This window comes from Limihaloglobus sulfuriphilus (assembly GCF_001999965.1).
Lineage (GTDB): Bacteria > Planctomycetota > Phycisphaerae > Sedimentisphaerales > Sedimentisphaeraceae > Limihaloglobus > Limihaloglobus sulfuriphilus.
This window is the reverse complement of record NZ_CP019646.1, coordinates 1,600,613-1,619,818: the sequence shown is the minus strand read 5'-3', so window position 1 is coordinate 1,619,818 and position 19,206 is coordinate 1,600,613. Positions and strand designations below refer to the sequence as shown.

The following is a 19,206-nucleotide window of genomic DNA, read 5'->3' as shown; positions in this document are numbered from 1 at the left end:
GGCTTTAAGAAGCGAGGCCGAAGGGACTCGAACCCTCAGCCTTCGGATCGACAGTCCGATGCTCTAACCAATTGAGCTACGGCCCCTCGCTAAAGGTTTGCAAATGATAAGAAAAACATGCAATCGTGTCAATACCTTTTCTATTAAAAAAATAAAATTTGTTTCACCGATTGTAAGCCTGTTAATAGAAGCCTTTTATAATCGCGTTTATCACCTTTGATTTAAACGCAATTTACAGCATTTTAATAGTAAATTTAACATACCATAGGTTCTTAGTCCGATTAAATTATAAGAGAGCAGACAAAACTAAAAAGACCCTGTGGTGAGGGCCTTAATTTTTTATTGTCCTGGCAGGCATAAAGACTTAACCTGCCAGGCACGCGGAAAATAAAAATCTGCCGGCATAGATGCTTAATCCGCATATAGGCCCACAGATTGGGTTGCGAGCTGTTTATATCTATTTAACAGCAAGCAAGTTAGTTTGTCAATATTTATTCTCCTGAAAATTTCAGGGCATTGGCTGGAGATGTGTGTTTGGTTTGATTAGTTTTGTGCATCTATTGATAATTATATTTGCCTAAAGCACTTATAAATCGCTGTCTGTGTTCGGTTCTACGCCGTAGTGTGTTTTTATAGCAGAAAGAAAATCATCCATATTCTTAGCTGCCATGAGTGCCGTCTGGGGGCGTTTGCGGTGCGGGTGCAGCTTACAGTATCTTGCTGAAAATTTCCTGAAGTAACGAACGCTTTTACAGGGGTCAAATACTTTTCTCAGCAATGATACGTGTTCAATCATGACGCGGCCCTGCTCTTGAACGCTCGGCGGCTGGGGTTTTGCTTCGCCGCGAAAAACCGCCGCCGCATCACGAAATATCCAGGGGTTGCCTATGGCTCCACGGGCAACAAGTATGCCGTCTATTCCGGTCTGCTCCAGTCGGCTGATGATGTCTTCTACACTGAAAATATCGCCGCTGCCGGCAATTTTCAAATGGGGATAACGTTTTTTTGCCTCGGCAATTAGGTGCCAGTCAGCCTTTCCGCCGTATTTTTGCAGAGTTGTCCGCCCGTGAATAACGGTCAGTTCAGGCGGATTTTGCGCAAAAAAGTCCATGATCTCCCAGAAAGCTCTGCGGGATTCTTCTCCTTCGCCATAACCTATTCTCAGCTTTACGGTTAGAGGCACCTTTATAGCATTTCGTACCGCCAGAAAGACTTCCCGGACAGATTGCGGGTCACGCAGCATATACCCGCCGCGGCCTCTTCTGAGAACCTTTGGTGCCGGACAGGCAAAGTTTATGTCTATAAGGTCAAAACCGGACTTTTCAAGGCCGGCCGCCGCCTCCGCCATTATTTTCGGTTCCGCACCGAGAATCTGTGCGCCTACCGGCTTCTCGCACGGTTGAGGCTGATATTCAGGTTTCCTTAAAATTTTTGGGTTTGCGGCTGATTTTGACAGCATAACTCCCGGAAATGTCAGCGGCGCGCCGAAATTTCGGAGTATTGAGCGGGTTGCACTGTCGGTATAACCGCTCAGCGGTGCCATAAGTACCGGCATCTCAAGTTTGATGCTGCCTATATAGAGTTTTTTCCCTGTTATGTTGTTCATTTTGCGGCAAATATTAACCACTTTTTTGTAATTTGTAAATGTTTTACTGACGTTTTATCCGTAACTGAATGAGAATATCTTGATTTTTCAGGTCGTATAATGCTCCGGTTTTTGTAAGGCTGAAGTTTTTTTAGTGAAATGCTGCTAATTTTGTGGTATAATTACCAACGGTTTAGAGATAGCAAAAAAAGCACAAAAAAAGGACAAAGCAATACGTTTTATTCAGGAGAGTGTTGCGCATGAGATTTAAAGCATTCACATTGATAGAGTTAATGACTGTCGTTTTGATCGTTTCGATACTGGCGGCTGTTGTAATGCCTATATATCGCGACAGAGTTGATGCTGCAAAGTGGAGTGAAGCTAAGACGGTTATGGGGATAATTGCAACTGGAATAAGAACTTACCACATGGAGCACGGGGAAGGCGGTACAGAGCCAAATTTAGATAATCCGGATTGCCTTGGTCTTCTGATGAGCGACCTTAACGGGAAATATTTTATTAAAGACCATTATTCTCTGGAGAGTATTGAGATGGATCCATTGACGTACACGATTAAGTGTGATGTCGATGACGCCGACAGCGGTCAGTCGATGCCAAGCAAGCCAAAAGTAGTCAGACTTGACCAGAGCGGAAACTGGTCTTCCGAATAGAAACCAGGAAAATTTCATTTTTTTTATTTTTTTTACATTAACTAAATGGTTTATGGGGTAGTCCGGTTTGTCTTTTTGGGGTTCGAGATTTTTTAAAAGGTTTCACGGTCTAATAAACAGCATAGCTAAACCAGCTATTTCGCTTATATGGCCTCCTTTATGTCAGGCTTGTGAGTGCAGTATTGACGATCCGGACGAAAAGCTGTGCAGAGATTGCTGGCAGGATCTTAATGATTCAGTGGCCAGAAACTATTGCAAACGATGCGGTTCTGATATCGATAAATACAGTGAGTCTGCCCAGGGTTGTGATTTCTGCTCGAAGATAAACTTCAATTTTGACGGGGTTGCAAGGGTTGGAAATTACCAGGGCTGTCTAAAAAATCTGATTCTCCAGCTTAAATTCTCCGGCCGCTCTGAGCTTGCGGTAACGCTTGGCGAGTACATTGACGCGTCACTGCTCGGCAGTTTTAATGATGAAGAGATCGATTTTTTTGCTCCCGTTCCGGTGCACTGGACCAGGCGAATCAGCAGAGGCTGGAATCAATCATTTCTTATTGCCCGTAATATCAAGCATTTCGACGCCAAGACGAAGAATCTTCTCATCCGTACACGGCGTACGCGGCCTCAGCCGGGTTTGAGCTTTGCTCAAAGGCGTAAAAATGTAAAAAATGCCTTCAAAATCCGCAATTCCAGCAGCGTTCAGGATAAAACCATCTGTCTGATTGATGATGTCCGTACCAGCGGCGCCACGCTTGACGAATGCGCGAAAGTTCTTAAACAAGCCGGCGCAAGGCGCGTCCTGGCGGCGGTCGCCGCGACAGCGGGCGGCAGCAGCTCACGCAAATCAGGTACAGCTTTAAAATATTGGGATTGAGTAAAATCCTTTAATCCTTGCTGTTGCATTGGCCGGTTTTTCTGGTAATCTATCCAGCTATGATAAAAGGTTTTAGACAGATAGCTTCGTTTACGATGTTCAGCCGCGTACTTGGGATGATACGCGACATGTGCTATGCGTACTTTTTCGGAGCTACCGCCTTTTCTGACGCGTGGTACATAGCGTTCAAAATTCCAAACCTTGCCAGGCGGATTTTTGGAGAAGGTGCCGCCAGCGCTTCGTTTATTCCTGTTTACAGCAGCGCACTCCATAAATCGCAACAGCAGGCCCGTAAACTTGCTTGTAGTGTTATAACGGCAATTGCCGGTTCGGTCAGCCTTCTTGTCCTGGCAGCGTGGGTGAGTATGGGCGGGTACAGCGTATTTTTCGGTGTAACCGATGAAAATTCGCTGATATTCTCACTTACGGCAATAATGCTGCCTTATGCCGTCATGATATGCACTGCCGCGTTGATGAGCGGAATATTGAACGTTCATGGACATTTCGCGGCTCCGGCGGCGGCACCGGTGATTCTTAATATCGCGATTATATCCGCAATAGTAATCCCGGGGTATTTCTGGGGTGCGGCGGCAGAAAAACTGGTTTATTTCGCGGCATTCAGTGTTCTTGCCGGCGGCGTTGTCCAGTTGGCTATGTTAATCCCGTTTCTCAAACGTGAACGGGTCGTAATACGGCCTCTTTTTGAGTTTAAAACCCCTGAATTCCGGCGAATAATGATAATGTTCGCTCCGATGGTTATCGGTCTGACGGCTACACAGATAAATACACTTCTTGATGATGTTCTGGCGTGGCTGCTGTCCGGCTCCGAGATAAAGGGGGCGGCCTTTGTCTTTTGGGGCAGAGAGGTTACCTACCCGCTCTGGCGTGGGTCAGTTTCATACCTTTATTATGCTCAGCGGCTTTATCAGCTGCCGCTGGGGGTTATCGGTATTTCGCTTGCGACGGCTGTGTTTCCTGTTTTCAGCAGGGCTTCCGCCGCGGGAGATTTGCAGCAGCTGCGCAACACTCTATCAAAGGGGTTGCGAATGTCGATTCTTATCGCAATGCCGGCGGCTGCTGGTCTTATAATTGTTTCCAGACCGCTAATCTCACTTCTTTTTGAGCATGGTGATAAGTTCAGCCGCTCCGATACGATCGATACAATGAATACTCTGCTGTTTTATTCTGTTGGTCTGCCCGGTTTTTTCTGGCAGCAGATAGTTACCAGGGTTCACTATTCGAGATTCAACTCAAAAATACCCGCGATGACCGCGGTGCTGGCGGTTTTGGTGAACTTTATGCTTAACATAACGCTTGTCTGGTTTATGAATATACAGGCATTTGCTCTGGCAACGTCTGTCGCCGCCTACGTTCAATCACTGCTTTTACTGCACCTGTTAGAGGAACCTGTCCGTGAGAAAATCTGGAGGGATACCGGTCCGGAAGCCGCCAGGATTCTGATAGCGTCGCTGGCAATGCTTATAGCCGGTACCGCTGTTATGGGGAAAATGGATTTTATTGCCGAGAGTATTGCCGGCGATATTATAAGGCTGCTGGCTGTGATACCCTTCTCTGCGGGTGTGTACTGGGTGTTGGTAAAACTGATGAGAGTTGAGTCGCTGAAGTATCTTACAGGCAAAAGCGAACTATAAAGAATTAACTCTTTCAACATATTTTTCAATATCGAATTTTCGTTTCAGCCCTGCCGCGTTCATGTACCTGACATTTCCGAAGATATCTCTTTGTGTCCATGGCCGGTCGTGAAGGCCGAAACACCATGCTACTCCGGTAAAACCGTTTGGGTCGCGGCCGTCAAGCTCATAGCTGTTGTTCAGTTTTAAGGCAGTTCTGTACGCCGTCTTTGGCGAGCGTGTCCATTCGATTATCTTTTTGCCCCAGTACATACGCATATAGCCGTGCATCTTGCCGGTTTTTAACAGCTCTTTCTGCGCGGCATTCCAGTACGGATCATGAGTTTGCGAGTTTTCTAACTGCTTATAGGTATATACATACTCTCTTTTGTCTTCTTTGTGTTTGTTTAGAGAAGCCCGTGCCCATGCCGGCAGGCAGGAGTATTTGTCATAGTTCTTATTGTACCAGACAAAATTAAAAGCCAGCTCTCTGCGGACTATAAGCTGTTCGAGATAACTGTCTATGGAGTCCTTGTTTGAGCGGCTGTTTTTAACTTCTAACGCTATGTAAACAGGCGATATCTGCCCAAAATGCAGGTATGGGCTAAGCCGCGATTGAATATCGTTTGACGGATCGTTTGAGCTTGACGCGTAGTCTGTGAGATTATGACTGATAAAGTGTTTCAAATGTTTATTTGCTTCAGAGAATCCGCCGCGAAACACAGGGGCGGTTTCTCTCTGGTATCTTTTGCTTTCGAGCAGTTTGCCGATGTCTTTACTGCGTTTTAAGGCAAACGGCACGGACAAAGAGCTGATCTCGGGAACTGTTGTTTCCGGCTTTACAAGAAACTGCCCCAGCCTGGAAGTTATCTTTTTGCGTATTGTCGCGGCGGAGTATTCCTGCTTTCCGCTTGCAACTTCAACCGGTACAACAACGTTTGCGTCAACTTCGGTAAGTCGGCACCGGCAGTCTCTTTTGAGTTTTGACCGCCACTTTCTCTCTATCGCCAGATAACCCCTGTCGGTTATTATCTCCACAGCAGATTCACTCAAACGGGAAACCGTCTCTGGCGGTTCGCTGCGGGTAAGGATAAATTTAATTCCCTGTTTCCTGAGCATCTCTTCGGTTTCCAGAAGCCCCTCCAGCATAAAGCGGTAATGCTTTGCACCGGCATCGGGAAAGTCCTCAACAAGACAGAAGACAACAAACAGCGGTTTTTTATGACTGTTAGCTCTTTCAATGGCGTGTTGCAGGGCCGGGTTGAACGCGGCTCTTTGAGATGCCTGCATCCAGTAAAGCACATAATCTCCGCCGGCATTAGCGTCTTTTGTGTTGAGCGGCGTTAATCTTTCCTTTTCGGTCATGAGATTGTTTTCCAGAATCTATAGTATCAATTTGGCTATTTTCACTGCCGCGGCGTTATCGGCTACATCATGTACCCGAATAATATCTACTCCGGCACATACAGCGGCCGCCGTGGTTACAAGAGTTCCCGCAAGCCGCTTTTTGGGGTTTGTTTCGCCGGTAACGGTGCCGATGAAAGATTTTCTGCTCGCCCCGAGCAAGACGCGGTATGTGCTGCCGGTAAAGCAGTGCAGGCCTTTGAGCAGAGCTATATTGTGTTCAAGCGATTTGCCGAAACCTATACCCGGGTCGATTATTATATTATCTTTGTTTACGCCCGCCGATTCCGCATCTAACGCCCGGCCGAGTAGATATCCAAGCACCTCGCTGACAACGTCTTCGTAACGGGGGTTTTTCTGCATGGTTTTGGGCATACCCTGCATATGCATTATCACGATTGGGCAGTTTATTTCCGCTGCAAGCCGAAACATCTCGGGGTCGCTGCCGCCGGAAATGTCATTTATAATTGCTGCTCCTGCTTCGAGGCATTCACGGGCCACAACGGCACTGCAAGTGTCGATGCTTATGGGTATTCCCAGCCTGTCTTTAAGCCCCGAGATGACCGGAATCGCTCTGCGGAGCTGTTCATCTTCAGTTACTGGTTCGGAGCCTGGGCGGGTTGATTCTGCGCCGATATCAATAATATCAGCACCTGCGGATTCCATTGAAAGGGCGGTTGCCGCGGCGGTCTCAGCGCAGAAGTTGTCCCCGCCGTCACTGAAAGAGTCCGGCGTGACATTGACTATGCCCATTATCAGAGGCTTGTCTGTATAGTCGAGAGTACAACCGATTTGATTAGTCTTTCCTGCCATTTTTAGTTCACAGACAAGTATTGTCAGATCGTCTTTCCCTCAAACTTGAATTTCCGGTTAAGTTTTGTATCTTCGCGAATTTTCGCCTTCATCTTTACCATATACTGCCTTTGGTAGCTGTATGGCCCTCTTGCACCAATCCGCAGGATTCTAAGCTCTACGACATCGTCTTCGTGGAGGAATTCTAACGCCAGCGAGAAATCCTTGACGCTGCTTACAGGATGGCTGTTGACCTGGAGAATTATATCTCCGATCTGCAGCCCGGTCTCTTCTGCGACACCTTTTTCTGCAATATCTGTAATTATAAGCACCGGATAGCTTTGTGCAAATTCAAACTCTCTGGCAACATCATCGTCAAGAGGAGAAACTTCCATCTGGAAGTATTTCTGTGCTATTTTAACTCCGTCAGGAATCGGCCTTGGCTGCAGCGTCAGCGTGGCGTGGTGCTCTTTGTCGGCAGGCTCGCTTGATTTGTGGTACTTCACATGGAAGTCTTCGCCAATCTCCTTGTCCATTATACTTACATAAAAATCAAGAAAACTGGTTACTTTCTTACCTTCAACTTCGGTGATAATATCGCCTTCTCTTATGCCCTGGCGGCTTGCCGAGGTATCTTCATTAACAGCTTCTACATTAAGGCCTTTGAGACCGTCGCGGGTTGTCATCCTGCCGATTACAATACCCAGTCTCACCCGGCGGAGTTCTTCAGGCATGAGCATCTTTGCCAGACTGTTGGCGATAGTATCGATTGGAATGGCAAAACCTATATTCTGGGCGCCGGCACTGACAGCGGTGTTTATCCCGATAAGCTCGCCGTTTATATTAAGCAGCGGACCGCCGGAATTACCCGGGTTAATCGGGGCCGATGTCTGAATGAGGCCCCGCAGCCAGAAGTTCTGCTTGACCTGTATGTCGCGGCCAATAGCGCTGACGATACCCTCTGTTACGGTACTTGAAAAGCCAAGCGGATTGCCCACCGCGATAACTGTCTCGCCAATCATAAGATCAGAGCTTGTGCCGAAATCGATGGCATCAAAATCCTCGTCTGATTCAATCTTTAGAAAAGCCAGATCACTTTCAATATCTGCGCTTATAATTTCCGCGGTGTATTCTTTGCCGTTGTAGAATGTTACATGAAGCTCTTCCTGGCCCTGCACAACGTGAGAGTTTGTTATTATATACCCGTCACTGTGAACGACAACGCCGGAGCCAAGCTCAACTTTTCGTGTATGCCGCTGCTGCCTGCGGGGACTGAAGAAGAAGTCATATAAGCCGCCTCCGGATGTGTAACTTTGAGTGCCGGAGATATTTACAACAGAGTCCTGGACTTTCTGGTAGGCCTTTACGATAGGTGTGTGCCGGTCAAAAATCTCGCCAAGCTGCTCTGCTGAAGCGGCTGCCGGTAACAGAGCAGAAAACATCAGGATAAATGCGATACGCTTCATGGTTGTTTAATCCTTTGTATAAATTACAGTTACGTCAGTTGATATGCCGCCGCGGGGTGTAAATTCTGATGTGATTTTCATCCATCTCGGCTTGCATGCGTCAACAAGGTCATCAAGCATCTCGTTGGTGAGGGCTTCGTAGAAAATGCCCTTATTGCGGAAGCTCTGCATATAGTATTTCAGGCTTTTGAGCTCGATACAAAGTTTGTCCGGGCAGTATTCTATGATTATGGTTCCAAAATCCGGCTGGCCGGTCTTCGGGCAGACACTGGTAAATTCCGGAACCTTTGTTGTTATTGTGTAATCTCTTTGAGGAGCAGGGTTTTCAAACAGTTCGAGTTTTACTTTTTCACTCATATTTTTCTCTCAATTTTCAGTACGGATCATTTATTAAAATCTTAAAGTTTCACAAACTAAATTGTTTTTGTAGAATTTCAAAATTACAGTAAAATTTATTATATCATTAAACAAGAGATTAGTTAAGTATTTTCTGGATTCGTGATGCAGTCAAAGACCAAAAGAGCGGTTGTTCTCCTGAGCGGAGGACTTGATTCCGGTACAGTTTTAACAATTGCTAAAAGCCGGGGTTACGAGTGCCATGCTCTTACTTTCAGGTATGGCCAGCGGCACAGCGTCGAGCTTGAAGCCGCCGGCAGGGTTGCCTCTTTTCATAATGTGACGCGGCATCGGTTTGTAGATATAGATATCGCACAGCTCGGAGGCTCTGCCTTAACAGATATGAAAATAGATGTTCCGCTCGACCGAATAGATATCGCCGGTGGAGCCGTTCCAATAACTTATGTTCCCGTGCGTAATCTGGTTTTCCTCAGCTTCGCCGCGGCATGGGCAGAGGTGTTAGGCACGGGGGATATCTTTATAGGCGTAAACAGCACTGATTACAGCGGTTACCCTGACTGCCGACCTGAGTTTATCGACTCGTTCGAGAAAACCGCAAATCTCGCCGCCGCCGCCGCGGTTGAGGGCAGGCTGAAATTTTCTATCCATACACCGATAATAAACATGACTAAGGCGCAGATAATAGCTGAGGGCGTGCGGCTGGGATTTGATTACTCCCTTACCCACAGCTGTTACAATCCAAGTCCCGAGGGCTGGGCGTGCGGCCGCTGCGACAGCTGTAAACTCCGCCTTAAAGGCTTTGCCGAAGCCGGTTTAAAAGATCCCGTGAAATATGCCGGTCAGTGACCCTGCGTTACAAGTTGAACCTGTACAGACGAAATTACCCTAAAAACAGGCTGCCCGTCTGATAAACGATCAGGGTTACGGTGTATCCTATCGCCGTTAGGCCCAGGTACTGGAACAGAGCCCATCCCCAGGAGTTCGTTTCTTTTCGGCAGATTGCCAGTGTTGCCGCGCAGGGAGCGCTTATCAGGCAGAACAGCATCACGCAAAAGCCCTGAAGAGGCGTGTAATTCGCCCTTAATTTCTCTCTCAATGTCAGCGATTCTTCGCCGGAAGAATCACTTATCGAGAAAACTATACCCGTCTGGGCGACGAAGACCTCTTTTGCCGCAAGTGCTCCAATAAGTGCTGTGCCGATACGGTAATCAAAACCAAGCGGTTTTATTGCCGGTTCCATCGCAAGGCCGACTCGTCCGGCGATAGAGTTTTGCAGCTGGGCTTTCTGGATATCCTGCTCGCTCAGCCCTGAGAGTTTTTCTTCTGATGCCTTTGGATATGTGGTCATAAACCAGAGGACAATCGATATTGCCAGTATCACCGTTCCTGCTTTTTTAAGGTAGAGCCAGCTCCTTTCCCAGGCATGGGTGAGCATTCCCCTGATGGTCGGCATACGGTAGGGCGGCAGTTCCATAAGGAAAATTCCGCTCTCGCCCTTAAGAAGTGTCTTCCTGAGCAAAAGTGATAGAATGATGGCAATCAGTATGCCGATCATGTAAACAATGAGCATCACCATGGCGTGCCATCTGACTGCAAAAAACGCGGAGATGAACAGGGTGTATATTGGCAGCCTGGCGCCGCAGCTCATCAGCGGAAGCACCATTATTGTCGTCAGCCGGCTTTTACGGTCATCAAGTATCCTTGTTGCCATTATGGCGGGAACCGTGCAGCCGAAACCGATTACCATTGGTATAAAACTGCGGCCGTGAAGCCCGATTTTTTTCATTATCCGGTCCATCAGAAACGCCGCTCTTGCCATATAACCGGAATCCTCAAGGATCGCGATGGCCAAAAACAGCAGCACAATGTTCGGCAGAAAGACGACAACCCCGCCGACACCGCCTATGATACCGTCAACGATTAGTGATTTGACGGCATTTTCTGAGCCCTGGGGCCACAGGCCGCTGATGAAATTGCTTAGATAAGCAAACCCTGTCTCGATCCAGACCATTGGGTGGGCGCCAATCCAGAAGGTGAGTTTAAACACTAAGTACATCATTATTATAAAAATCGGCAGGCCGAGAACACGGTTGAGCAGGACTTTATCTACCAAATCGCTGATCTGGTGGCGGTGTTGCACTGTGTGCACGACTGCCCCCTCATATACACCTGACACAAAGCCGTAGCGTTTTTCGGCTATCAGGATTTCAGGGCTGTCGCCGTAGAGTTTCTCCAGATGAGAAATGCTCTGCTCTGCCGCATTAAGGATTTCTCTGTTCTGACTGAGCCCGATTATCTGCTCATCTTTTTCGAGCAGCTTCAGGCATAACCATCTGGCTCCGTATTTCTTTGCGAATGGGTGTTTTTTATCAACGAGTTTTTCAAGTTTATCTATTTCCCGTTCGATGTCTTCGCCGTAATGAATTTGCAAAGGGCTGGGAGTTTGTTCTGTCTGGATTTGGCTCTTTTCGATTATTGAATCGAGCAGTTCATTTATTCCCTCGCTTTTTGAAGCGACAGTCAAAATGGCCCTGGCGTTGAAAAAACTGCCCAGCTTTTCAGTATCAAACGAGTAGCCTTGTTTTTTCGCAACGTCGGCCATGTTCAAAACAAGTATCAGCGGTACATTAAGCTCAAGAAGCTGTGTTGCCAGGTATAGATTTCTCTCAAAGTTTGAAGCATCTATGATATTCACAACGACATCGGGGTTTTCGTTTATAATATAGTCACGTGCAACGACTTCTTCGATCGAGTGTGCTGTGAGGCTGTAAGTCCCGGGCAAATCTATGAAATTTATCTGGCAGTCTTTGTAAATCCGTGAGCCTTCTTTTTTCTCTACCGTTACCCCAGGGTAATTCCCCACATGCTGCCTTGCACCGGTAAGGGCGTTGAAAAGAGTTGTTTTGCCGCTGTTGGGATTGCCGGCTATTGCTGCTGTTATTTTTTTCATGATTCTGGATATCCTAATGTTGTTCTCGGGTTTACTTCTGTTTTGCCTCTACAATATCTGAACATGAATATTCTCGGCTTCCTGTTTGCGGATTGAAAGCCGGTAGCCTTTGACCTTTATTTCTATCGGGTCGCCAAAGGGGGCAGTCCGCACAACTTCGATGATAGTTCCGCGGCCGATTCCCATTTCAATAAGTCTGTGGGTAATTGATTTCTTGAACTTTACCCTCTGGACAACACACCGCATCCCCGGCAGAATCTCTTTTAATGTCGTCAGTTGGGCATCTCTGCCGTGGCCGTGCCCGTGTCGGCGGCCGGCCGGCAGGCACTCTTCTATGCAGGCCACACAGTCTTTATCTTCTTTGGTGGTACATCTTTGACGGAATTTCTCGATCCAGTCCTCACCGCCGCGGGGACATGCGGCAGTGAACTCGACAAACTCTACGAGGTCTTCAAGCAGCTCTCGCGAGATATGATGCTCAAGTTTACATGCGTTTTCCTCGGCTAATTCCTTGTCTGCTCCGAGGATAAGCGTGAAAAAGTCCGAAAGAATCCTGTGTCGGCGTATTATTTTCTCCGCAATTGTCTTGCCGGTCTCGGTCAGAGTCGCCGCATCATACGGAGCGTAGTTGACAAGTTCCTTCTCCGCAAGTGATTGCAGCGCACCGGTAACGGAGGCGGCCTTAACATCGAGCCTTTCGGCGATATCGCGGGGTTTAGCCGCGCCCTTGTCTTTCTGAATGAAGAATATTGCCTCGAGGTAATCTTCGAGGCTTGCACTGAGCTTAATTTTTTCTTGTTCTATCATTTGTTAGTCTGCCTTATGTTTTTAGGTTTGCCTAAAGTTATACGATTTGCCTTATTTGTCAAGCCAAAAATGGATTGTATAGAAAAAACATATACTTACAGGGGAATAATGATCAATATAAAACAAAGATACTTCGACCTCTATTTTCGCACCCCGGTAGAGACGCATTGCATGCGTCTCTCAAACCTTTGCAGTGAGCGACAACGACAACATTGTAGAGCAAATTCACGAATTTGCTCCGAACAACAGCACCCGCCTGCAAAACCAACAAACCGCCTTTTGGAGTGCGCGCGACAACGAGCGCAGCGAGGCGGCGCCGCTCTTACCTGTTGCCTAATGCCTGTTTTCTGCGGCTCAAATGCTTTAATCCACCACGGAAGACACGGAGGCCACGGAGAATATAATCGATTATTATTTACCATGAAGGTATTGAAGGTAATGGAGAAGATTCACAAGTTAAGAATAATCAAATACTTAAATAAAATCCTGTTATTCCTGTAATCCTGTCCAATTATTCCATAATTCGCAGCGTAGGTCGCACCTTTCAGCCCGACGCTTAATAATAAAATTCACGCCTCGATTTATCACGATTCTCTACCTCGCAAGAGGCGAATTCCAGTATAATTCTATTGACAATGAGGGGATTTCATATGATAATGCAGGCAGCCTTACCGGCGATAAGGCAGGTTATACCTATACTTATGACTACGAAAACCGTCTGATCTATATCAGCAAGGGGCTCGGCGGCACCACAGGTGTTGTTGAATACTCTTACGATGCCCTTGGCAGGCGGATCAAAAAGGACGATCTGATAACAACAGCGAATACACGTATGTACTACTATAACGACAAAGCCCAGGTAACGCAGGAAGTTGATTCATCTTACGCCTTTACGCGTTGGCACATGTACGGCAGCTATATCGATGAGATATTCGTTTCAGGCGACGGTACAAACTATGAGTTCTTCTTCCGTGACCACCTGTATTCAGTTGCGGCAGTTGCAAGCAGCACTGCGGCATTCGCCGTTACTGAACGGGTTGAATACAGCTCCTACGGCGATCCGAAGATTTTTGCGGCAGGTGCAGATGGGAATTTCTACACGGCAGACGATGTGACAAGCTCCGCTTCCGGCTTCGGCAATGAATACACCTTCACCGGCAGGCGGCTCGACACGCTCGATTCCGGCAATCTCCAGATCATGTACTACCGCAACCGCTATTACTCCCCCGAAATAGGAAGATTCCTGCAAAAAGACCCACACGGCATCAACCCCGACGGCAACTGGAATAACCCCTATTCGCCGCGAAAGCAGTATCGGGATGGGTTGGGGTCATACGCCTATTGTAAGAATCAACCAGGAAGGAATTAAAGGGGTTGAGACTCTTTTCTTTTGCAAGTGTTTTTATTTAAAGACTTTACATTTGAAAAATAAAAGTGTTACAGGCTTTCAATCGGAGAAATCTATGATATGATTCAATAAACGATGGATAATGAACAATTGACAATAAGCAGCTCAGCCGTTCCGGTTTATATATATCCGGCAGGCGGATTATGAAGGACGAAAATACGATGAATTATCCCTGGATGTGTTATTATGACAACGGGCTGAATTAAAGGGGTTGAGACTCTTTTCATTTGCAAGTGTTTTTATTTAAGGACTTTACATTTGAAAAATAAAAGTGTTACAGGCTTTCAATCGGAGAAATCTATGATATGATTCAATAAACGATGGATAATGAACAGTTGACAATAAGCAGGCTTTTGAGCCTGTTTTGTGATTTTCGTGGCGGTTTTTGCTTAAAGAGCTTACAATCAGTTTTTTACTTATTGGCGAATTCAATAGAGAGATTATGAAAGACAGCAAAACAGACATTGAGGCGGTTATTTTTGACCTTGGCAGGGTGCTGGTAGATATCGATACCAGCCGTGGGATATTTCGTTTTTTCAGTGAACTGCTCGCCGGCGATGACGGGCTCTTGATGCATAAACTTATGCACCATAAAGTTATAAGGGAATATAATACAGGCCGGCTTACTCCGAATGAGTTCTATAAGAAAGTACGCGGCGAGTTTTCGCTTGATCTGGATTTTGATACTTTCAGCGGTTTGTGGTGCGATATTTTTCTGCCTATGCAGGGGATGGAGGGGCTTGTTTATGACTTAAAAAACAAAACCGCTCTCGGGCTCCTCTCTGACACAGACCCTTTGCACTGGAACCACCTACGGAGCACATACCCGCATGTGGCGGCGATAGATAAGCCCACTCTCAGCTATGAAATCGGTTTCGGCAAACCGGAGAAACAGTGCTATCTCGCCGCGGCCGCCAATGTCGGCAAACCGCCTGAAAAGTGTTTGTTTATCGACGACCTGCCGGCAAACGTTGAGGGTGCAATAGCAACCGGCATGAAATCTGTTCAGTTTCAGTCAGCCGAGCAAATACGCCGCGTACTTGAAGATTACAGGATACTCTAAGCCGCTATCTGCGTGTAACATACACGTAATACGCCCCGCAGAGCTCATTGTCGTTTTTGTCGTAGAACCATGTTTTCAGCCTTACAGGGCCTTTGTTCAGCCTGCATGTAAATTTCGCGGCCTTATCGCCCTTGTTGACATCAATTGTTCGGTCAATATCGTTGACCTGTATTCTCGCCTTTGCAATCGGCAGGGCGGTACCTTCTTTGCCCGGGCCGTAAGGGAATGTGTCTGTATATTTAACGTCAACCTTGTCCTGCAGGGCGGCGTTTGTTTCTTTGGGCCATCTGCACAGCTCAAAATCGTATTGGCCGCTTTTGTCCGCTATCAGGTTCCAGTAGCCGTTTGATTTTCTTCCCTCTAAAATCGCACTTTTCTGGGTAAAGTAAGTAGTTGCCCACGATGTGCAGGCGATCATTGACGGGTTTTCAGCATCATTACCGATTATAACATGGGTCATCTTGTCTATATCGGGTTGTACACCCTGCCACCATTTTTCATAAGCTGCTTTCATTTTAGCGACAACTTCGGGGTGTTTGTCATAGATATTGTTGTCCTGATGCGGGTCGTCTTCCACGTTGTAGAGCTCAAGATATACCTGTTCCATGTTCTGTCGGCGTTTTTTGTACATTTCCCGCTTATCAGGTTTTTCATGGGGGTCAATATCTATCGCGTTGAGCAGCCGCCACGGCCCCCACATAATGCAGGCATCGTATTTTGTTATTGGAATCCGCCGCTGCATCTGAACAACCAGAACACGGTCGGGCATTTCTTTTTCGCCGCGAATCTGGCCGGCCAGGCTGGTTCCGTCAAGTGTCTGCATTGGAAAATCAACATCACAGAAATCCAGCAGTGTCGGCAAAACATCCTGGACTTGTGCCAACTCGTGTATATCTTTGCCTTTGGGCAGGTCGGCTTTTGGCCAGCTAATAAACAGAGGCACCCTGTGTCCGCCTTCCCAGAGCTGTGTTTTCATGCCTCTCATGCCTGCGTTATATGTACCGTAACCCATTGTTACACCGTTGTCTGTCATGGGGAAAATTAAAGGGGTTGAGATTCTTTGTTTTATAAGTTGATGTTTTACAGTTGCTTATATTTTATTTTTAAGTTTATTATTGACGACAATACGATGGATTATCCCTGGATGTATTATTATGACAACAAGGGGCGGATGACCATAAGTAGGTCAACCGTCTCGGTTGAGTAAATTAAAGGGGTTGAGACTCTTTTTATTTGCAAGTGTTTTTATTTAAGGACTTTACATTTGAAAAATAAAAGTGTTACAGGCTTTCAATCGGAGAAATCTATGATATGATTCAATAAACGATGGATAATGAACAATTGACAATAAGCAGGCTTTTGAGCCTGTTTTGTGATTTCCATAGCGGTTTTTGCTTAAAGAGCTTACAATCAGTTTTTAACAACTTATTGGCGAATTCGATAGAGAGATTATGAAAGACAGCAAAACAGACATTGAGGCGGTTATTTTTGACCTTGGCAGGGTGCTGGTAGATATCGATACCAGCCGTGGGATATTTCGTTTTTTCAGTGAACTGCTCGCCGGCGATGACGGGCTCTTGATGCATAAACTTATGCACCATAAAGTTATAAGGGAATATAATACAGGCCGGCTTACTCCGAATGAGTTCTATAAGAAAGTACGCGGCGAGTTTTCGCTTGATCTGGATTTTGAAACTTTCAGCGGTTTGTGGTGCGATATTTTTCTGCCTATGCCGGGGATGGAGGGGCTTGTTTATGACTTAAAAAACAAAACCGCTCTCGGGCTCCTCTCTGACACAGACCCTTTGCACTGGAACCACCTACGGAGCACATACCCGCATGTGGCGGCGATAGATAAGCCCACTCTCAGCTATGAAATCGGTTTCGGCAAGCCGGAGAAACAGTGCTATCTCGCCGCGGCCGCCAATGTCGGCAAACCGCCTGAAAAGTGTTTGTTTATCGACGACCTGCCGGCAAACGTTGAGGGTGCAATAGCAACCGGCATGAAATCTGTTCAGTTTCAGTCAGCCGAGCAAATACGCTGCGTACTTGAAGATTACAGGATACTCTAAGCCGCTATCTGCGTGTAACATACACATAATAGGCTCCGCAGAGCTCATTGCCGTTTTTGTCGTAGAACCATGTTTTCAGCCTTACAGGGCCTTTGTTCAGCCTGCATGTAAATTTCGCGGCCTTATCGCCCTTGTTGACATCAATTGTTCGGTCAATATCGTTGACCTGTATTCTCGCCTTTGCAATCGGCAGGGCGGTACCTTCTTTGCCCGGGCCGTAAGGGAATGTGTCTGTATATTTAACGTCAACCTTGTCCTGCAGGGCAGCGTTTGTTTCTTTGGGCCATCTGCACAGCTCAAAATCGTATTGGCCGCTTTGATCCGCTATCAGGTTCCAGTAGCCGTTTGATTTTCTACCCTCTAAAATCGCACTTTTCTGGGTAAAGTAGGTAGTTGCCCACGATGTGCAGGCGATCATTGACGGGTTTTCAGCATCATTACCGATTATAACATGGGTCATCTTGTTTATATCGGGCTGTACACCCTGCCACCATTTTTCGTAAGCTGCTTTCATTTTAGCGACAACTTCGGGGTGTTTGTCATAGACATTGTTGTCCTGATGCGGGTCGTCTTCCACGTTGTAGAGCTCAAGATATACCTGTTCCATGTTCTGTCGGCGTTTTTTGTACATTTCCCGCTTATCAGGTTTTTCATGGGGGTCAATATCTATCGCGTTGAGCAGCCGCCACGGCCCCCACATAATGCAGGCATCGTATTTTGTTATTGGAATCCGCCGCTGCATCTGAACAACCAGAACACGGTCGGGCATTTCTTTTTCGCCGCGAATCTGGCCGGCCAGGCTGGTTCCGTCAAGTGTCTGCATTGGAAAATCAACATCACAGAAATCCAGCAGTGTCGGCAAAACATCCTGGACTTGTGCCAGCTCGTGTATATCTTTGCCTTTGGGCAGGCCGGCTTTTGGCCAGCTAATAAACAGAGGCACCCTGTGTCCGCCTTCCCAGAGCTGTGTTTTCATGCCTCTCATGCCTGCGTTATATGTACCGTAACCCATTGTTACACCGTTGTCTGTCATGAAGACAACTATTGTGTTTTCGCGGAGGCCTTTGGATTCGAGGAAATCAATAGCTTTTCCTATGTTGATATCAAGGTTGATCATGTTACCATAGAAAGTCTGGACATCTTTTGGCTGGTTAGGCCTGTCGGCCATGTCGCGGTATATCTGCGGGCTGAAATACGGCCCGTGAACGACGTTTGTAGGTATCATGCACAAAAACGGTTTGCCGGCGGCGGATGTTTTGTCCATCCATTTGATCGCCTGCTCAAACCAAACGTCCGTGCAGAAGCCTTTGTATTGTTTTCTTTCTCCGTTATGCTCGTAAACGTCGTCAAAGTAGTCATTATCCCAGTAATCGTTTACTGTTCCCACTTCCTGCTGGGGGAATGTGAGAACTTCATCAAAGCCGCGGTCCTGCGGCCTTAGCGGGTAGTTATCGCCGATATGCCATTTGCCGAAAATCCCCGTTGCATAGCCGGCATCACTGTATATTTCAGGCATAACCGGCAGGTCTGTGCGAAGATGGACAGCTTCTGTGCCGACCCAGCGGCTGCCGTTTCTCAGAGCATCAATGCCGGTGAGAAGCTGGCCGCGAGTTGGTGTGCACATCGGAGCCGCGTGAAACTGTGTAAAACGGACGCTTTCCGCGTGGAGTTTGTCAAGGTTGGCTGTATTGAGCACGGGATTGCCGTGGCAGGACATATCACCATAGCCCATGTCGTCTATGTTTATGATAAGTATATTTGGCGCGTCTTTTGTTGGTTTACCGGTTGAAAATATTTTATTTCCGCCGCATCCGGCTGCAAAGATGCCGATGCCGGCCAATGAGTTCCTGATAAAATCGCGTCTGTTCATTATTTAGCTCCAACGTATGTATTTAGTAACCTATAAATTTTTGAGAATTTAATACTAACATCTAAGGAAACAAAAGGCAATTGTAAATTTATATTTTTGCAGATACTATTTTCTGTTGCCATTAGAAATAGCATTTTTATAATCAGTGTAATTATTGAGTCATCATCGTTGACTTATCGGCTAATGTCTATATCATACATCGCATAACTTCGAAATAATTCTCTGAAAGGTATATAAAATGACAGAATCAAAGGTA

At 46.7% G+C, this 19,206-nt stretch carries 16 protein-coding genes and 1 tRNA gene; 7 read left to right on the top strand and 10 right to left on the bottom strand.

The annotated features are described in order from the left end of the window. Window positions 1-12 precede the first annotated feature (12 nt). Window positions 13-86 (bottom strand) — tRNA-Asp (locus SMSP2_RS06280). 500 nt (window positions 87-586) lie between these two features. After that, a complete protein-coding gene (locus tag SMSP2_RS06275; RefSeq protein WP_146683141.1) occupies window positions 587-1,606 on the bottom strand; it encodes a tRNA dihydrouridine synthase in 1,020 nt (339 codons plus the stop codon). A 239-nt stretch (window positions 1,607-1,845) separates the two neighbouring features. On the opposite strand from SMSP2_RS06275, the gene SMSP2_RS15210 reads away from it, so the two are divergent. From SMSP2_RS15210 to murJ, 3 genes are all read left to right on the top strand, one after another. Next, window positions 1,846-2,256, top strand: coding sequence for a type IV pilin protein (locus tag SMSP2_RS15210; RefSeq protein WP_146684829.1), 411 nt, complete (start codon window positions 1,846-1,848; stop codon window positions 2,254-2,256). A gap of 67 nt (window positions 2,257-2,323) precedes the next feature. Next, window positions 2,324-3,130: a ComF family protein gene (locus SMSP2_RS06265; protein WP_146683140.1), complete on the top strand. Its 807-nt coding sequence runs from the start codon at window positions 2,324-2,326 to the stop codon at window positions 3,128-3,130. A 59-nt stretch (window positions 3,131-3,189) separates the two neighbouring features. Then, window positions 3,190-4,782, top strand: a complete 1,593-nt coding sequence (murJ, locus tag SMSP2_RS06260) for a murein biosynthesis integral membrane protein MurJ (protein ID WP_146683139.1) — start codon at window positions 3,190-3,192, stop codon at window positions 4,780-4,782. On the opposite strand, the gene SMSP2_RS06255 is transcribed toward murJ, so the two are convergent. The 4 genes from SMSP2_RS06255 to queF are packed head-to-tail and all read right to left on the bottom strand — an operon-like array spanning window position 4,777 to window position 8,780. Then, a complete protein-coding gene (locus SMSP2_RS06255; RefSeq protein ID WP_146683138.1) occupies window positions 4,777-6,126 on the bottom strand; it encodes a deoxyribodipyrimidine photo-lyase in 1,350 nt (449 codons plus the stop codon). The two genes, murJ and SMSP2_RS06255, sit on opposite strands and share 6 nt — an antisense overlap. Window positions 6,127-6,144: 18 nt before the next feature. Continuing rightward, window positions 6,145-6,978 carry a dihydropteroate synthase gene (gene folP / locus SMSP2_RS06250; protein ID WP_146683137.1) on the bottom strand — a complete coding sequence of 278 codons (834 nt, stop codon included), beginning with the start codon at window positions 6,976-6,978 and terminating at the stop codon, window positions 6,145-6,147. Window positions 6,979-7,001: 23 nt separating this feature from the next. Then, window positions 7,002-8,423 carry a trypsin-like peptidase domain-containing protein gene (locus SMSP2_RS06245; protein WP_146683136.1) on the bottom strand — a complete coding sequence of 474 codons (1,422 nt, stop codon included), beginning with the start codon at window positions 8,421-8,423 and terminating at the stop codon, window positions 7,002-7,004. A gap of 6 nt (window positions 8,424-8,429) precedes the next feature. Further along, complete coding sequence (gene queF / locus SMSP2_RS06240; protein WP_146683135.1) at window positions 8,430-8,780, bottom strand: preQ(1) synthase; 351 nt, start codon at window positions 8,778-8,780, stop codon at window positions 8,430-8,432. Window positions 8,781-8,924: 144 nt separating this feature from the next. Here queF and queC point away from each other — a divergent pair, with 144 nt between their 5' ends. Further along, window positions 8,925-9,626 (top strand): 7-cyano-7-deazaguanine synthase QueC, encoded by a 702-nt coding sequence (gene queC, locus SMSP2_RS06235; RefSeq protein WP_146683134.1) that lies wholly within the window; start codon window positions 8,925-8,927, stop codon window positions 9,624-9,626. A 34-nt stretch (window positions 9,627-9,660) separates the two neighbouring features. Here the strand turns inward: queC and feoB are convergent, their stop codons facing one another. Further along, window positions 9,661-11,730: a ferrous iron transport protein B gene (feoB, locus tag SMSP2_RS06230; RefSeq protein ID WP_146683133.1), complete on the bottom strand. Its 2,070-nt coding sequence runs from the start codon at window positions 11,728-11,730 to the stop codon at window positions 9,661-9,663. 48 nt (window positions 11,731-11,778) lie between these two features. Continuing rightward, a complete protein-coding gene (locus tag SMSP2_RS06225) occupies window positions 11,779-12,537 on the bottom strand; it encodes a metal-dependent transcriptional regulator (RefSeq protein WP_146683132.1) in 759 nt (252 codons plus the stop codon). A gap of 832 nt (window positions 12,538-13,369) precedes the next feature. On the opposite strand from SMSP2_RS06225, the gene SMSP2_RS06220 reads away from it, so the two are divergent. Both SMSP2_RS06220 and SMSP2_RS06215 read left to right on the top strand, forming a co-directional pair. Beyond that, window positions 13,370-13,906 (top strand): RHS repeat-associated core domain-containing protein, encoded by a 537-nt coding sequence (locus SMSP2_RS06220; protein WP_146683131.1) that lies wholly within the window; start codon window positions 13,370-13,372, stop codon window positions 13,904-13,906. Between the two features lie 481 nt (window positions 13,907-14,387). Further along, window positions 14,388-15,008 carry an HAD family hydrolase gene (locus tag SMSP2_RS06215; RefSeq protein ID WP_146683130.1) on the top strand — a complete coding sequence of 207 codons (621 nt, stop codon included), beginning with the start codon at window positions 14,388-14,390 and terminating at the stop codon, window positions 15,006-15,008. A 4-nt stretch (window positions 15,009-15,012) separates the two neighbouring features. Here SMSP2_RS06215 and SMSP2_RS06210 read toward each other — a convergent pair whose 3' ends face one another. Then, on the bottom strand, window positions 15,013-16,041 hold the full coding sequence (locus tag SMSP2_RS06210; RefSeq protein WP_146683129.1) for a sulfatase-like hydrolase/transferase: 1,029 nt from the start codon (window positions 16,039-16,041) through the stop codon (window positions 15,013-15,015). A gap of 418 nt (window positions 16,042-16,459) precedes the next feature. Here SMSP2_RS06210 and SMSP2_RS06205 point away from each other — a divergent pair, with 418 nt between their 5' ends. Beyond that, window positions 16,460-17,080, top strand: coding sequence for an HAD family hydrolase (locus SMSP2_RS06205; protein WP_146683128.1), 621 nt, complete (start codon window positions 16,460-16,462; stop codon window positions 17,078-17,080). 4 nt (window positions 17,081-17,084) lie between these two features. Here the strand turns inward: SMSP2_RS06205 and SMSP2_RS06200 are convergent, their stop codons facing one another. Continuing rightward, a complete protein-coding gene (locus tag SMSP2_RS06200; RefSeq protein WP_146683127.1) occupies window positions 17,085-18,950 on the bottom strand; it encodes an arylsulfatase in 1,866 nt (621 codons plus the stop codon). Between the last annotated feature and the right edge of the window lie 256 nt (window positions 18,951-19,206).

What these genes read in the sequence shown, in the direction of transcription:
- queF (WP_146683135.1), bottom strand. Translation starts at nt 8,780, where the DNA reads ATGAGTGAAAAAGTAAAACTCGAACTGTTTGAAAACCCTGCTCCTCAA.
- SMSP2_RS06210 (WP_146683129.1), bottom strand. Translation starts at nt 16,041, where the DNA reads ATGACAGACAACGGTGTAACAATGGGTTACGGTACATATAACGCAGGC.
- folP (WP_146683137.1), bottom strand. Translation starts at nt 6,978, where the DNA reads ATGGCAGGAAAGACTAATCAAATCGGTTGTACTCTCGACTATACAGAC.
- queC (WP_146683134.1), top strand. Translation starts at nt 8,925, where the DNA reads ATGCAGTCAAAGACCAAAAGAGCGGTTGTTCTCCTGAGCGGAGGACTT.
- murJ (WP_146683139.1), top strand. Translation starts at nt 3,190, where the DNA reads ATGATAAAAGGTTTTAGACAGATAGCTTCGTTTACGATGTTCAGCCGC.
- SMSP2_RS06220 (WP_146683131.1), top strand. Translation starts at nt 13,370, where the DNA reads ATGTACTACTATAACGACAAAGCCCAGGTAACGCAGGAAGTTGATTCA.
- SMSP2_RS06275 (WP_146683141.1), bottom strand. Translation starts at nt 1,606, where the DNA reads ATGAACAACATAACAGGGAAAAAACTCTATATAGGCAGCATCAAACTT.
- SMSP2_RS06215 (WP_146683130.1), top strand. Translation starts at nt 14,388, where the DNA reads ATGAAAGACAGCAAAACAGACATTGAGGCGGTTATTTTTGACCTTGGC.
- SMSP2_RS06205 (WP_146683128.1), top strand. Translation starts at nt 16,460, where the DNA reads ATGAAAGACAGCAAAACAGACATTGAGGCGGTTATTTTTGACCTTGGC.
- SMSP2_RS15210 (WP_146684829.1), top strand. Translation starts at nt 1,846, where the DNA reads ATGAGATTTAAAGCATTCACATTGATAGAGTTAATGACTGTCGTTTTG.
- SMSP2_RS06225 (WP_146683132.1), bottom strand. Translation starts at nt 12,537, where the DNA reads ATGATAGAACAAGAAAAAATTAAGCTCAGTGCAAGCCTCGAAGATTAC.
- SMSP2_RS06255 (WP_146683138.1), bottom strand. Translation starts at nt 6,126, where the DNA reads ATGACCGAAAAGGAAAGATTAACGCCGCTCAACACAAAAGACGCTAAT.
- SMSP2_RS06245 (WP_146683136.1), bottom strand. Translation starts at nt 8,423, where the DNA reads ATGAAGCGTATCGCATTTATCCTGATGTTTTCTGCTCTGTTACCGGCA.
- feoB (WP_146683133.1), bottom strand. Translation starts at nt 11,730, where the DNA reads ATGAAAAAAATAACAGCAGCAATAGCCGGCAATCCCAACAGCGGCAAA.
- SMSP2_RS06200 (WP_146683127.1), bottom strand. Translation starts at nt 18,950, where the DNA reads ATGAACAGACGCGATTTTATCAGGAACTCATTGGCCGGCATCGGCATC.